Here is a 13,483-nt window from a genome sequence, read left to right on the forward strand (position 1 = left end):
CCGACACCCGCCCGCCCATCGCCATGCTGGCCGAGCTGACTCATCGCTGCCCGCTGGCCTGCCCCTACTGCTCCAACCCGCTGGATCTGGCGCGCCAGGAGCAGGAGCTCGACACCGACACCTGGGCGCGCGTGTTCGCGCAGGCCGCCGATCTCGGCGTGCTGCAACTCCACCTCTCGGGCGGGGAGCCTGCCTCCCGCCGCGATCTTGAGCCGCTGGTGACGGCGGCGCGGGACGCGGGCCTCTACACCAACCTCATCACCAGCGGGATCGGGCTGACCGAACGACGGTTGCAGGCCCTCGACGCCGCCGGTCTGGACCATGTGCAACTGTCGCTGCAAGGGACCGACGCCACCATGGCCGACACCATCGGTGGCTATCGCGGCGGGTTCGACCGCAAGATGAAGGTGGCGGAGTGGATCGGCACCATCGGCTTTCCGCTGACCCTGAACGCGGTGCTGCATCGGCGCAACCTGCATCAGCTGCCCCGCGCCATCGAGATGGCGGTGGAGATGGGCGCGCGGCGGATCGAGGTCGCCACCGTCCAGTTCCACGGCTGGGCGCTCCGGAACCGCGACGCGATGATGCCCACGCGCGAGCAGGCGCGCGAAGCCGACGCCATCGTGGCCGAGGCGCGCGCCCGGCTGAAGGGCACGCTGGTGATCGACTACGTGCCCGCCGACTACCATTCCGACTATCCGAAGAGATGCATGGGCGGCTGGGGCTCCACCGGACTGGTGGTCGCCCCCGACGGGCAGGTGATGCCCTGCCACGCCGCCTCCACGATCCCGTCGCTCACGTTTCAGAACGTCCGCGACACCGCGCTGCGCGACATCTGGTACGACGGCCCGGCCTTCAACGCCTATCGCGGCACCGGCTGGATGCAGGAACCCTGCGCGTCGTGCGAGCGCAAGACCGTCGATTTCGGCGGCTGCCGGTGTCAGGCCATGGCGATCGTGGGCGATCCCGCCGCCACCGATCCGGTCTGCATCAAGTCGCCCCACCGCGACGCTCTGACCGCGCAGGCCGACGCCCATGCCGCGGCTTCAGCCGATCTGGTCTATCGCATCGCGCCGGGCAAGCCGGTGCCGGAACCTGCGGACTAGAGCATGATGAGATTAGCTTGAAGCGTATCCAGTATTGGCGAGGTAGTTCGCGCACTCCTGTGGGCTGAAGCGGTCGAGCAGTGTCCCGATCCTGCGCCACGTTGCCTCCATTGTGCGCTCGGCTGCGTTGCGGAGCATGTGTTTGAGCTTCGAGAAGACCTGTTCAATCGGGTTCAGGTCGGGGCTGTAGGGCGGCAGAAAAAGTAGATGCGCTTTCGCGTTACGGATCGCCTGCCGCACGGCTTGCCCTTTGTGGCTGCCCAGATTGTCCATAACCACCACATCGCCCGGGCGCAGGGTTGGGACGAGCACGTGCGCGACATAAGCCCGGAACGCTTCGCCGTTGACGGGACCGTCCAAAACAAAGGGCGCGTCGATCCGATCATGACGCAGCGCTGCGATAAAGGTCATGGTGCGCCAGTGACCATGCGGGGCCCGCCCGATCAGGCGTTCACCTCTGGGAGCCCAGCCGCGCAGCGGGGCCATGTTGGTCTTGGCCCAGGTTTCATCAATGAACACGAGACGACGGGGGTCGATCCGGCCCTGGTGCCGCTTCCAGCGCACACGGCGGCGGCTCACGTCGGGGCGGTTCTGCTCCTCGGCGAGTTGGGTCTTTTTTTGAACGAGTAGCCCGTGCGGCGCACGAAGGCCCAGACGGTGCGGTAGTCGACCTTGAGCCCGCGCTCGGCCAGTTCCACCACCAGTCCGCGCAGTGTGAACGGCTCCGTTATCCGCTCCAGAAGCCACGCCTCATGCCCGCCTGCAATCTTGCGTGGCGGGTGGCCGCCTGTCCCTGCCGGAGCGCAACTCCCGGTCGCACGCAAACGCTGCGACCACTTCACAACACTGGACGGAGCCACATCCAGGGCCGCTGCGACCTGACGCACGCTCTCGCCCCCCAACAGCCGCGCCATTGCCCTCTCTCGAAGGTCCATTGAAAGTGCTCTACCCACTACTCGCCCTCCATCTTGTGGTCGGCAACAGTGAATCACCAAAATGCAGGCCTGTGAATCCTCTATCGATTCAGGCTGATTTCATCCCGCTCTAGTCGTAAAGACCGGCGACCCGTGCGCGCAGACGGATCAGGGCCAGCACGGTGTCGATGGTCGGGGTCGGCGTGTCGGTCAGCCGGCCAAGCTCCTGCACCGATGTCACCAGCGCGTCGATCTCCATGGGCCGTCCGCTGTCCAGATCCTGAAGCATCGACGTGCGGTGCGCACCTACATCGGCACCGCCCCTGATCCGCCGATCCACGTCGATCGGAAAGGTCACGCCCAGCTTCTCTGCGATCTGCTGCGCCTCTACCATCATGTCGCGGGCGACCATGCGCGTTCCCTCATCCGTGCAAAGGACGTCGAGCGTCGCATGGGTCAGCGCCGAGATCGGGTTGAACGACAGATTGCCCCAGAGCTTGAGCCAGATCTCATCGCGCAGCTTGGGCCGTACCGGCGCCTTCAGTCCGGCCGAGGTCAGCGCCTTCGACAGCGCCTGAGCGCGATCGGACCGCGACCCGTCCGGCTCGCCCAGGGAGAAACGGTTGCCCTCCACGTGCTTGACCACGCCAAGTTCGACCACCTCCGCCGCCGGGTAGACCACGCAGCCCAGCACCCGGTCGGGTCCGAAGCCGTCCCACTGAGCGTTGCCGGGATCGACACTGGACAGGCGGGTTCCTTCATACGGGCCGCCGATCTTGTGGAAATACCACCACGGAACGCCGTTCACGCCGGACACGACGGTCGTGCCGTCGCCGATCAGGGGCTGCATCTTCGCCACGACGCCCGGCACGGAATGGGCCTTGAGCGTGACGATCACGTAATCCTGCGGCCCCAGGTCCCGGGGCGCCTCCGAGACGGCGACGGGCACGGTCGTCCGGTCTCCGTCCTCGATTAGGGTCAGACCGTTCTTCTGCATCGCCGCCAGGTGCGGACCCCGCGCCACAAGGCTCACATCCGCCCCCGCCTGGGCGAGCTTCGCGCCCATATACCCGCCGATGGCGCCGGCTCCGAACACGCATATCCTCATCGTCGTGCCTCCCGTGTGACGCATCGCGCCGCCGTCATGCGTCGTCCGCCAGCCCCAGCTTCTTTGCCAGTCCGATCCGCTGCAGCTTGCCGGTCGCGCCCTTGGGGATCTCTTCCAGGATCAGCACCCTGCGCGGAACCTTGAAATCCGCCAGGCGCTCTGCCGCGAAATCGCGAATGTCGCGCTCCGTCACCTCGGCGCCGTCATGCAGGACGATAGCCGCCGCCACCTCCTCCCCCAGCTTGGGATGGGGCACGGCGAAGGTCACCACCTGCGCGATCGCCGGATGGTCCGACAGCACGCCGTCCACTTCCAGCGGGCTGATCTTTTCGCCGCCGCGGTTGATGATTTCCTTCAGCCGGCCGGTCAGGCACAGATAGCCCTCATCGTCGAAGGCGCCCTGGTCGCCGGTCCGGAACCAGCGCTTTCCCTCCGCCTGGAAGAAGCTCTTGGCGTTCGCCTCTGGATTGCCCTCGTAGCCGGGGGTGACGTTCGGACCGGAAATCACCACCTCTCCGGTGCCCTCGACCAGCCGATCCTCTGCCTCATGGGCCGTCCGGACCTCCGGACCCGCGGCCACGCCGACGGCGCCGGGTTTCTGCGCCCGCGGCGGCAGCGGGTTCGAGCACATCTGATGCGCCGCCTCCGTCATTCCGTAGGCCTCGATCACCGGTACGCCGAAGGTTTCGGTGAGCTTGGTCATCACCGGTCCCGGCAGCGACGCCGATGACGATCGCATGAACCGCAGCCGCGTCGCGGCGATGGCATCCGCGTTGCGGCCCGCGCGCGACAGGATCGCCTGATGCATGGTCGGAACGGCGGTGTACCAGGTCGGGTCGGCATCTCCGAGCCAGCCGTAGTACTTGAGCGCATCGAACCCCGGAGCACACCAGATCGACCCCCCGGCGGCCAGGGACGCCGAGACCGCGGCGATCAGGCCATGGATGTGGAACAGCGGCATGACGTTCAGACAGCGGTCGTCGGGCGTCAGCGCCAGCGACACGCCGACATTGCGGGCGGAGGCCGCGACATTGCCCTGCCTCAGCGGCACGATCTTGGGCCGGGAGGTGGTGCCGGAGGTGTGCAGGATCAGCGCCACATCATCCGCGCCGGGGGAACCCTCCGGTGCGGGCGCCGTCTCGCCCTCCGCATGGAGGGTGAAATCGCCGGCCGGCCTGCCATCGTCCGTCCGAAGCCTGATAACGGTCAGGCCGGCCTTTTCGGCGGCGGCCAGAGCGGGACCGTCGTAGCCCTGCGCGACCACGATGGCCTTGGCGCCGAGGTCCTCCAGGTAGAAGGCGAATTCCTCTTCCCGATAGGCGGGGTTCAGCGGCGCGGTGGTCGCGGCCTGCGCGATCGTGACGAAGGCGGTCGCCATCTCCGGCCCGTTCGCAAGGACGATCGCCACCCGGTCCTGCGCTCCGACGCCGACCTGCCGCAGCGCCGTCGCGGTCCGTTCCGCAAGGTCGCGAAGTGCCCCGTAGCGCAACCAGTCCCGGCCCGGCGCGCCGATGGCAGGCGCGTCCTCGGGATGCGGCGCCAGAAGGCGGGCGATCGTGTCGGCCATGTGTTTCCTCCCCGGTCAAACGATGCGTCATCGACGCCTCCTGGAACCATATGTCGGACTGTCCCGGCTTGCCAGCGGCGTTCGGGGGGGCCGCTGTGGTGCCCGGACCCGTTTCGGGTCAACCGATGGCGCGCCGAGGTCCGGCTGCCTCAGTTGTGTGCCTTTTGCTTGGGGGCTTGGGGCGGCCAGGCAAGGTCGCGGGCGGCAGTAACGCCGGGACACGGCCCGCAACGCGCCATGTCTGTGGCACCAAGCACCCCCGCGAAACTTGTCCTTGCAGCCGTCGCATCCGCCTCTCGGCTGGCCGCACCCGGCGTGACGGTCACCTCCGGCGTTGTGAGCACCGGAGGCGTTCCGGCGCGGCGGTTATTCCGCCCGCGCCTCCTCGACCAGATCCTGAAGACGTTCGAGCGGGACGAGGCCGGGCACCAGAGCATCGCCGATGACGAAGGACGGCGTTCCGTTGAACCCCAGCGCCGAGGCCAGACGCATCGACGTTTCGATATGCGCGTCGATTTCCGGCGCTTCCATGTCCGCGCGCAGCCGCTCGACATCCAGCCCGACCTCTTCGGCCGTTTTGATCACCGTGTCCTCCGTGGCGCGGCCCGCCAGATCCATCAGCGCCCAGTGGAAGGGCGCGTAGAGGTCCTGCTCGCGCGCCGCCAGCGCGGCACGGGCAGCGAAGACCGAACCTTCGCCAAGGATCGGCCATTCGCGATACACGACCTTGACCTCATCATCGCCTTCGATCAGCGCCTCCACATCGGGGGCGACGCGCTTGCAGTAGGGGCAGTTGTAATCGAAGAACTCCACCACGACCGCATCGCCTTCCGGATTGCCCATCACCGGCGCGTTCGGATCGTCCTCAAGAAGCTCGCGTTCGTCCTCCAGGACCCGAGCGATGCTGGACTGCTGTGCCTCGGCCTCGCGCTGGTCCAGAAGCTGGATCGCTTCCATCAGGATCTCGGGCCGCTCCAGGATAGCGTCGAGCGCCAGTTGCTTGATCTCTTCGTCGCTGCGGTCCTGTGCAAGGGCCGCGATCGGGGCAAACGCGACGAGCGCGATCGGCATCAAGTGCTTCATGAGGGATTTCCCATTGTTTCGGTCCGGGTTCTTTCGGCTTGCGCATCGCGGGCGCGCTCGGACCATGTTGATTTGATGAAAGCGATGATATCGTAAATTTCCTGATCCGTCAGCGTGTCGCCGAACCCCGGCATCCCGCTGTCGAAATCGCCGATTCCGGCATCGGCCATCGCCGCCGCGCCACCGTTTTTCGTATAGGCGAAAAGCAGCCCGTCGCCATGATGCCACGTATGACCGGTTTCGTCATGCGGCGGTGCCGGCAGACGTCCGTCGGGACCGGGGCTGCGCCAATCCGCCTGACCTTCCAGGTTGGCGCCGTGGCAACTGGCGCAGTTCTCCGCGTAGAGGCTGGCGCCGGCGGCGATATCGACGGGTCCGGCAGGGCCGGCGGTTTCGCCCCCGTCAGGGGTCAGCACCACCAGAGCGACCAGGGCCGCTAGGCCGGACGCCGCTATGGCAAGATACCGGATCATCCGACCCGCACCCATTGCATCATGCCCGACGCCGCATGGCCCAGCATGTGACAGTGAAACAGCCAGTCGCCCGGATTGTCGGCGACGAACGCGATTTCGCGCCGTTCTCGCGCGCCGACAAGGAGCGTGTCGCGCATCGGACCCATGGCGCCATCTTGCAGGACCTCACGGAAATGCATGCCGTGCAGATGCATGGCATGGGCGAACACCGTGTCGTTCGCGATAGGGATGCGGACCGTTTCGCCCATGTCCGCCGCGACCAGAGGGGCGTCGTGCAATCCGGCCTGCCCGGCCATGGTCCAGTATTGACCACGGTCGATCATGTCGCCGAACCCCATCTCGCGGCCCTCGAAGCTGGCGCGGGACACCCGTCCCATCGCCCCGCCTTCGATCCGCATCGGAACGCTGCGCGCCGAGGCCAGGGCGCCGATGGTGTGGCTTGGGTTGGGCGGCAACGGCGAGGGGGCCTTGCGGCGAACCAGTGAGGCCTGCCCCGACACAGGAAACGACGCCTGCACCGCACGTCCGTCTTGGGTCAGTCGCACGAGACCGGCTATCGCCCCGTCCTCGGCGACGACATCCACCAGCAGATCGATGCGTTGTGCTGGACCGATCACCAACTCGGACGAGACTTTCTCGGGCTGGTCGAGCGGCATTCCGTCATAGGCGACAATCCAGCCGTCCAGACCGTCGAGCGCCACGGGAAAGATGCGCGCGTTGGCGGAATTGATCAGCCGCAGGCGCAGGCGCTGGTACTTCTGGACCTCCCGGCTGAAATCGTACCGGGCATTCGTGGTCACGAAATTGCCGATGCGCCCGCCATGGGACATCTGCATCGGCAGGGCGAAATCGGGGTCTATCTCTGCCTGGTCGGTCAGCAGCCAGTCATCGAGAACCAGCGTCACATCGGCGTCGATATCCGGTGCGCCCTCGGCCTCGTCGACGATCAGCGGCCCGTGCAGACCACGCCCCACCTGTTCGGGAGAGGCCCAGTGGGCGTGGTACCAGTAGCTGCCGGCATCGGGCAGAGCGAACTCATACTCGAACTCCGCACCGGGTTCGACAGCGTCCTGGGTCAGGTCCGGGACGCCATCCATCGCGTTCGGCACGCGGATCCCGTGCCAATGGATCGTGGTCGGCTGATCCAGCCCGTTCACCAGCCGACGCCGAAGCGTGTCCCCCTGACGATATCGCAGCTCCGGACCCGGCAGGGCACCGTCGTAGCCCCAGATCTCTGTGGCCGGATAGCCGTCGGGCGCAAGCTGGTGCCGCGCGGCGCGCGGCGCGATCACCGACGGGCCGCTTGCGGCGGCCCGTGCGAATGGCGGCAGGCCGACGATCGCGGCGCCGCCTGCAAGGAAGGATCGTCGCGTCGGTGTCATTGCGTTTCGTCCTCGTTCAACAAGTAGATCGCCATGGCCTCGCGATCCGCGTCCGACATGAAGGACGTGCCGTAGGTGACGACTTCGCCCATGGACCCGCCGAAGGCGTCGCCGTCCGGCATGATGCCGGTTTTCAGCGCGTAGGCCAGATCGGAAACGCTCCAGCCGCCCTCGCGCAGGGCTTCTGGCGTGATCGCGGGCGACCTTCCGCCCCCGGGCAGGCCGTCGAAGCCGCGGAACTTCTCCTCCAGCTTCCGTCCACCGGCGAAATTGCGCCCCGTATGGCACGCCGCGCAATGGGTCACGCCCTCGACCAACTGGCGCCCGCGGTTCCATTCATCGGACTTTCCCTCGACGGGCCGGGTGGACGGGGGAAACATGTAGGCGGCACGCCAGAGTTTCAGCCCCCAGCGCTGGTCGTAGGGAAAGGAGACGTCGTTCGCCGGCGCCGGTTCGTCCACCGCGGGCACTGTCTGGAATGCCGCCCAGAGATCGGCGATATCCTGGTCCGAGAGGTTGGCGTAAAAGGGGTAGGGGAAGGCTGGGTAATACGGGTCGCCTTCGGGCGAGACGCCCTGCCGCAGGGCCGCGGCGAATTGCTCGGCCGTCCAGTTGCCGATGCCCGCGCCCTTCGACGTCGTCAGGTTCGGCGGATAGAACGTGCCGAACGCCGTCACGAGGGGTGCGCCGCCGGCCAGCGGCTTGCCCCCGCCGTCCCAGTTGGTGTGGCAGGCGATGCACCCGCCGGCCCGCGCAAGATAGGCGCCGCGCTGCGCGTCGCCCGTCATTTCTATCGCATCGACCGGGTTCTTGATGGGCCAGGCGACCACCACGCCCACGCCTGCGATGCCCGCAGCGGCAAGCGCCACTGCGGAAAGTATCAGTTTTCTCATCGGCTCAGTCCCTCTCGGCGCGGAACCGGGTGTGGCAGGACGAGCAGCTCTGGCTGATTTCCGCGAACACGTCGTCGGCGGGCATCTGGGCCAGTTCCTCCATCGAAACTTCGGATGAAGTGCCGCCCATCATGGCTGAGGTATCGCCACCCATCATGGCTGAGGCATCGCCACCCATCATCGCGCCGGTATCGGCCTGCGCTTCGTCGGCGGACAGTCCGTTGTCGGCCGCCTGCGCCAAGCCCTGCGACAGGGTTTCGAGCCGCACGGCGAGGCGCTCGAACTCTTCCCAGTCCTCCCAGATGGCGGGTTTCGCATAGGATTTTTCGTTCGCGTTATCCCTGGGGAAAAGCTCGGTCATTGCCGTGCCTGAATGTTCCTCGAACGTTTGCGCGGCGGCGCGGACCGTGTCGGCGTCATAGTCCGCTTCGCCCCGCATGATCGGCGTCACTTTCTTGACCGCTTCGCTCATCGCGCTCATCGCCTGCATCCGTTCCAGCACGATGCCGGTGGCGCCGCTGTGGGCCAGAGCGCCCATGGCTACGCTGCTCGCGGCCGCGGCCGCCAGAATTGTCTTCAGTTTCATCTTCTTCAGATCCTCAATCCATGAAAGTCCGGTGTTCGCTCAGCCGAACCCGTCTCGCGGCACTGGAGGATCGAGGATGAAAGTGCGGTCCGTCAGCCGCGCGACCAGGACCTCACGCCGTTGCGCACGCGTGTCAGGAGCGGCAAGCGGGTCGAAACGGTGCAGGTCGTTCGCGACTACCAGACAATCGGGACCGGGGTGGCATTCCTCGCCGGAGGCCGCGCTGACATGATCGGACGGCGACGGCCCGTCTGCGTCCGCCGCACCGGCATCCGTATGGGTGCCGTCAGCATGGGCGGGCGGAGCCAGCACCGACAGCGAAAGGAACGCCCAGATCAGGCAGACCAGAATGAAACCGAAGCGCTTCACTATTGAATGCCGTTCTCTCTCTGGAGCGCCCTGACGTAGGCCACGATGGTTCCCACGTCGGATCCGGTGAGCCCTTCGATCGCGGGCATGTTGCCGAACGTCCAGTGATGCGACTGGACCCCGTTGGCGACGGCGCGCTGGAACGCTTCCTCGCCGTGGTGTCCGGGTTCGTAGATCTTGTGGACCAGCGGCGGCGCGACGCCATTCTGCCCTGCCGCATTCGTCCCGTGGCAGTCGGCGCAGATCGCGTTGAACGCACGCTCCCCCATCTTTTCCTTCTCGGTCAGTTCGGCCGGAACGGAGACCGCGACGATCGCATCGCCTGCGGCGATCTCGCTGGTGTCGGGCGGTGTCATCGAATGCCCCGCGGTCCGTGACGGCGCACTCGCCCACCAGAGCAGGGCGCCGACACCGGCGATGAGAGCGACTGCAAAGGTGATGAGCTTGGTCGGCATTGTTGTCCCCATATCGCAAAGCCTGGCGTCGTTCGGCCCCACGGCACCTTTTCCAACGTGCAACCGGTCAGATTAGAAAGATGTATACGCCCAGCGGATTTCCGGGCATTCCCTCATCGACCGCGTCGCGCGCCCCGGCAGGGCATCGACCTTGCCGACCGTCCTGAAGCGTTGCCTGCCATGAGTGCGAAATGCGGAAGCATGACGGCGGGTCTGCCACCCGCTGCCGTCCCGTGCAAAACCACTCGACGAGGCCACCAGACGGCCTGCCGCCATCCCAGCCGCAGCGGAGCACCGGACCCGTGCCTGCATCCTGCTCATTTTTCCGCTCCTCAAGAATTTTTCCCAGCCTGTCCCTCGTTCCACCGCTGGAATGTCAAACGTATCATTGTCACGAGACAGTGATCGCAGCGGCTTGAAAACGCTTGACCTTACCGTGCTGGAAATCACCAGTCACGCCATAGCAGGCCGGGAGCATACAGATGAAGAACGAGTCGGAAAAAGCCGCGATCCAAGGCACCGTGATGAAATGGGGAATGATGGCATGCTGCGCCATAATGCTGCTCCCGGTCGGATCGTTCCTGCTGGCGGGCGGGACGATTGCCGGTCTCTGGACCAACGCCGGGCTCTTCGCCCCGATCGCAATTTGCGTCGGTGCCCATCTCGTCATGCATCGCATGATGGGCAAGTCGTGCCACGGCGATCGGGTGAAGGCGCAGGACCCTGTCGAACAGCCGAATATCGGCGCGGGGAAGCGGCCACAGCCGGCCGCCATGGATATTGCAAGGAGCGCGTGATCTTGCGACTTGCAGCCTTGGCGCCGCTTCTGCTTGGCGCTTGCAGCGGAGCACTGGCCCAATGTCCGGAAAAATCGCGCGTTCTGACCGCCGATTTGCCAGGCGGATGCCGGGTCGTCTCCGACGGAGCCTCTTCGCTTGATATGATCAGCTGCGAGGACGGACGAACCGGCTTCGCGACCTCTGTCCCCGTGGTGGGAGAGACGCCGTGAAGGGTGCGGATCACGCCCTACGCGATGGGCGCGCCCGGTCTCGGACTTCTGTGGATTTGCGGGCGGTCGCTGGCGGCGCGACACGGTCGGCGCCGGTTCGGGGTAACGGCGTCAGCGGCAAAGATGGGCGTGTTTTCGCGGACCAGCGTGGTGGGAAAGACGCAATGCCGCGATCTGCGCGTGCTGCGGGTTTGCTGGCGGACGGACCGAACTTTCCGATGCCGCCGCCAGGTGCTACCTTGGAAAACAGCCGGTGCCCGACGCCGGCATGGCAGGTCTCAGGGCGGCGGACGGGTTCGGGCACCATACACCACTGCCGCTGCCGGAAAGACCTTTCCCGATACTCGGATCGGTGAAACGGATCCGGGCAGGGACGTAGCAACAGCGAAATAACGAAAGTTTCGAGGACATGCGTAGATCGAAGATCGTGACAAGAACGTGGTCGCGTACGGTTTCGGCGGCCCTGGCTGCCGGTTTGTCGATTGCGGCGGCGCTGCCTTCGGCTGTGTCGGCCGCCTCCTCTCCGCGGGTCGAAAACGAAATCCTTCAGGCACGTCTGCTGACGGCAGAGAACGGCGTGTCCCAGGACGCATCGACCTTGTCTGCCGGGCTGAGCATCGACCTGGCGGAAGGCTGGAAAACCTACTGGCGCTCTCCGGGGGAGGTCGGCATTCCGCCCAGCGTCGACTGGTCGGCATCCGAAAACGTGGCCGATGTGGAATTTTACTGGCCCGCGCCAGACCGGTTTCGCGCCTTCGGCATCGAAAACTTCGGCTATGCCGATCAGGTCACCTTTCCGCTGGGGGTGACGTTGCAGGAACCCGGCGCGCCCGCGCGGCTGGCCGGGACCCTGGACATCCTGGTGTGCTCGGATATCTGCGTGCCCCAGACCGTCGATCTGGCCCTGGACCTGCCCGCTGGCAGCGGCGGCGGTATCGACACCGGCTCGGCCGAGGTGATCGCCGCGGCGATGGCTCGCGTCCCCGACGCGGCGCGCGCAGGGATGGGTGAGGCAGGCGCCTATCTGGACGCCGACGCAGAGACGATGGTCGTGACAGTCCGCGCGGAGCAGCCCTTCGCCGCTCCGGACGTCTTTCCCGAACTCGGTGCCACCACCGCCTTCGGCGCGCCGGACATCCGGCTTGGGGACGGCGGACGGCTCTTGTGGGCCGAGCTGCCGATCCTGGCGCGCTCCGACAGTTCGCGCGATCTTGCGGTGACCGTCACCGACGGAGACCGCGCGGCGACGCTGACCCCCGCGTGGCTTACCGCGGCACCGGCGCCGCCCTTCTCGATTTCGCGGGCGGTGCCCGATCTCGGGGCTCTTGCCTGGATCGCACTTGTCGCGTTTCTGGGCGGCGCGATCCTGAACGTCATGCCCTGCGTCTTGCCCGTGCTGTCGATCAAGATGTCGTCTGCCATGCAGGCCAGAGAACGGGGTGAGGACCACGTGCGCCGCGGCTTCCTGATGTCGGCCCTTGGCGTCATGACGTTCATGTGGGCGCTCGCCGCCGTTCTGGTGGCGTTGAAGGCGGCGGGATACGCCGTCGGGTGGGGCCTGCAGTTCCAGAACCCGGTGTTCCTGTCGGCGATGTTTCTGGTCCTCGTGCTGTTCGCCGGCAATCTCTTCGGCGCGTTCGAGATTTCGCTGCCGCAGTCCTGGACGACCCGCCTTGCCAATGCAGAGGCGCGACCGGGCCATTCCGGTGACTTCGCCACAGGCGCCTTCGCCGCGATCCTTGCCACACCATGTTCGGCACCGTTCCTTGGAACCGCCGTCGCCTTTGCGCTGGCCGGACGCAGCATGGACGTGGCGGTGGTTTTCACGGCGCTGGGACTGGGGCTTTCCCTGCCTTACCTGGCGTTGGCCCTTCGTCCTGGCTGGGTCCGGCGCCTTCCCAAACCGGGCCGCTGGATGGTCGCAATACGGATTGTGCTCGGGGCGTTGCTTGCGCTCACGGCGGCCTGGCTCTTGTGGGTGCTTCTGGGAGTGGCCGGTGCGACGGCTGGTTGGCTTGTCGCAGGATTGTCGGCGCTGACTCTCGCCATCCTCGTGTTGTCATCACGGATGAAGAATATCGTCGTTGCCGGGACCGTGGCCCTGCTGGGAACAGCGACGCTCGCCGCGCCCGTTCTGGCGCCGACCGACACGGCCCCGGCGGCTGTCGCCGCATCCTGGACACCCTTCGACCGCGCCGAAATCCCGGTCCACGTCTCGAAGGGCCATGTGGTCTTTGTCGATGTGACTGCAGATTGGTGCCTCACCTGCAAGGCCAACAAGACGCTGGTTCTGGATCGCGGAGCGGTGGCCCAGGCGTTGGCCCGCGAGGATATAATCCCCATGCAGGCGGACTGGACCCGGCCCGATCCCGCGATCAGCCGCTATCTTGAATCCAACGGCCGATACGGCATCCCCTTCAACGCGGTGTACGGCCCCGGCGCGCCCGAAGGCATCGTACTGTCGGAGATCCTCAGCGAATCCGCGGTGCTCGACGCGATCGCCAAGGCGGGACGGTCCGAAATCGCGCTCGATTGAGG

At 66.4% G+C, this 13,483-nt stretch carries 13 protein-coding genes; 3 read left to right on the forward strand and 10 right to left on the reverse strand.

Translation table 11 applies throughout. The features are described from left to right. Positions 1-23: 23 nt before the first annotated feature. Positions 24-1,106, forward strand: a complete 1,083-nt coding sequence (gene pqqE, locus KW83_RS08800) for a pyrroloquinoline quinone biosynthesis protein PqqE (protein ID WP_036177828.1) — start codon at positions 24-26, stop codon at positions 1,104-1,106. A gap of 12 nt (positions 1,107-1,118) precedes the next feature. Here pqqE and KW83_RS19840 read toward each other — a convergent pair. The 10 genes from KW83_RS19840 to KW83_RS08855 all read right to left on the reverse strand — a co-directional run bounded on the left by KW83_RS19840 (position 1,119) and on the right by KW83_RS08855 (position 9,936). Further along, a protein-coding gene (locus tag KW83_RS19840; protein WP_161785428.1) for an IS630 family transposase occupies positions 1,119-2,059 on the reverse strand; the annotation gives its coding sequence in 2 pieces (ribosomal slippage) (positions 1,119-1,724 and positions 1,727-2,059; 939 coding nt in all). Positions 2,060-2,150: 91 nt separating this feature from the next. Beyond that, entirely contained in the window at positions 2,151-3,128 is a 978-nt protein-coding gene (locus KW83_RS08815; protein ID WP_036177539.1) for a 2-dehydropantoate 2-reductase, read from the reverse strand. A gap of 34 nt (positions 3,129-3,162) precedes the next feature. After that, positions 3,163-4,695 carry an acyl--CoA ligase gene (locus KW83_RS08820; RefSeq protein ID WP_036177542.1) on the reverse strand — a complete coding sequence of 511 codons (1,533 nt, stop codon included), beginning with the start codon at positions 4,693-4,695 and terminating at the stop codon, positions 3,163-3,165. Between the two features lie 366 nt (positions 4,696-5,061). After that, positions 5,062-5,778, reverse strand: coding sequence for a DsbA family protein (locus KW83_RS08825; protein ID WP_036177545.1), 717 nt, complete (start codon positions 5,776-5,778; stop codon positions 5,062-5,064). Then, positions 5,775-6,251, reverse strand: coding sequence for a c-type cytochrome (locus tag KW83_RS08830; protein ID WP_036177829.1), 477 nt, complete (start codon positions 6,249-6,251; stop codon positions 5,775-5,777). The genes KW83_RS08825 and KW83_RS08830 overlap by 4 nt, the downstream gene beginning before the upstream one ends. Then, complete coding sequence (locus tag KW83_RS08835) at positions 6,248-7,633, reverse strand: multicopper oxidase family protein (RefSeq protein WP_036177547.1); 1,386 nt, start codon at positions 7,631-7,633, stop codon at positions 6,248-6,250. The genes KW83_RS08830 and KW83_RS08835 overlap by 4 nt, the downstream gene beginning before the upstream one ends. Beyond that, positions 7,630-8,526, reverse strand: coding sequence for a c-type cytochrome (locus tag KW83_RS08840; protein ID WP_036177550.1), 897 nt, complete (start codon positions 8,524-8,526; stop codon positions 7,630-7,632). Before KW83_RS08840 ends, KW83_RS08835 begins: the two co-directional genes overlap by 4 nt. 4 nt (positions 8,527-8,530) lie before the next feature. Then, a complete protein-coding gene (locus KW83_RS08845) occupies positions 8,531-9,112 on the reverse strand; it encodes a c-type cytochrome (RefSeq protein ID WP_036177553.1) in 582 nt (193 codons plus the stop codon). Positions 9,113-9,151: 39 nt separating this feature from the next. Continuing rightward, positions 9,152-9,481: a hypothetical protein gene (locus KW83_RS08850; RefSeq protein WP_036177555.1), complete on the reverse strand. Its 330-nt coding sequence runs from the start codon at positions 9,479-9,481 to the stop codon at positions 9,152-9,154. After that, positions 9,481-9,936, reverse strand: a complete 456-nt coding sequence (locus KW83_RS08855) for a c-type cytochrome (protein WP_036177558.1) — start codon at positions 9,934-9,936, stop codon at positions 9,481-9,483. Before KW83_RS08855 ends, KW83_RS08850 begins: the two co-directional genes overlap by 1 nt. 482 nt (positions 9,937-10,418) lie before the next feature. On the opposite strand from KW83_RS08855, the gene KW83_RS08860 reads away from it, so the two are divergent. Both KW83_RS08860 and KW83_RS08865 read left to right on the forward strand, forming a co-directional pair. Next, positions 10,419-10,733, forward strand: coding sequence for a DUF2933 domain-containing protein (locus tag KW83_RS08860; RefSeq protein ID WP_081904531.1), 315 nt, complete (start codon positions 10,419-10,421; stop codon positions 10,731-10,733). A gap of 621 nt (positions 10,734-11,354) precedes the next feature. Further along, positions 11,355-13,481: a protein-disulfide reductase DsbD family protein gene (locus KW83_RS08865; protein ID WP_081904532.1), complete on the forward strand. Its 2,127-nt coding sequence runs from the start codon at positions 11,355-11,357 to the stop codon at positions 13,479-13,481. Positions 13,482-13,483: the final 2 nt, after the last annotated feature.

Source organism: Palleronia rufa, from assembly GCF_000743715.1.
GTDB classification, from domain to species: Bacteria; Pseudomonadota; Alphaproteobacteria; order Rhodobacterales; family Rhodobacteraceae; genus Palleronia; species Palleronia rufa.

What these genes read in the sequence shown, in the direction of transcription:
- pqqE (WP_036177828.1), top strand. Translation starts at nt 24, where the DNA reads ATGCTGGCCGAGCTGACTCATCGCTGCCCGCTGGCCTGCCCCTACTGC.
- KW83_RS08815 (WP_036177539.1), bottom strand. Translation starts at nt 3,128, where the DNA reads ATGAGGATATGCGTGTTCGGAGCCGGCGCCATCGGCGGGTATATGGGC.
- KW83_RS08820 (WP_036177542.1), bottom strand. Translation starts at nt 4,695, where the DNA reads ATGGCCGACACGATCGCCCGCCTTCTGGCGCCGCATCCCGAGGACGCG.
- KW83_RS08825 (WP_036177545.1), bottom strand. Translation starts at nt 5,778, where the DNA reads ATGAAGCACTTGATGCCGATCGCGCTCGTCGCGTTTGCCCCGATCGCG.
- KW83_RS08830 (WP_036177829.1), bottom strand. Translation starts at nt 6,251, where the DNA reads ATGATCCGGTATCTTGCCATAGCGGCGTCCGGCCTAGCGGCCCTGGTC.
- KW83_RS08835 (WP_036177547.1), bottom strand. Translation starts at nt 7,633, where the DNA reads ATGACACCGACGCGACGATCCTTCCTTGCAGGCGGCGCCGCGATCGTC.
- KW83_RS08840 (WP_036177550.1), bottom strand. Translation starts at nt 8,526, where the DNA reads ATGAGAAAACTGATACTTTCCGCAGTGGCGCTTGCCGCTGCGGGCATC.
- KW83_RS08845 (WP_036177553.1), bottom strand. Translation starts at nt 9,112, where the DNA reads ATGAAACTGAAGACAATTCTGGCGGCCGCGGCCGCGAGCAGCGTAGCC.
- KW83_RS08855 (WP_036177558.1), bottom strand. Translation starts at nt 9,936, where the DNA reads ATGCCGACCAAGCTCATCACCTTTGCAGTCGCTCTCATCGCCGGTGTC.
- KW83_RS08860 (WP_081904531.1), top strand. Translation starts at nt 10,419, where the DNA reads ATGAAGAACGAGTCGGAAAAAGCCGCGATCCAAGGCACCGTGATGAAA.
- KW83_RS08865 (WP_081904532.1), top strand. Translation starts at nt 11,355, where the DNA reads ATGCGTAGATCGAAGATCGTGACAAGAACGTGGTCGCGTACGGTTTCG.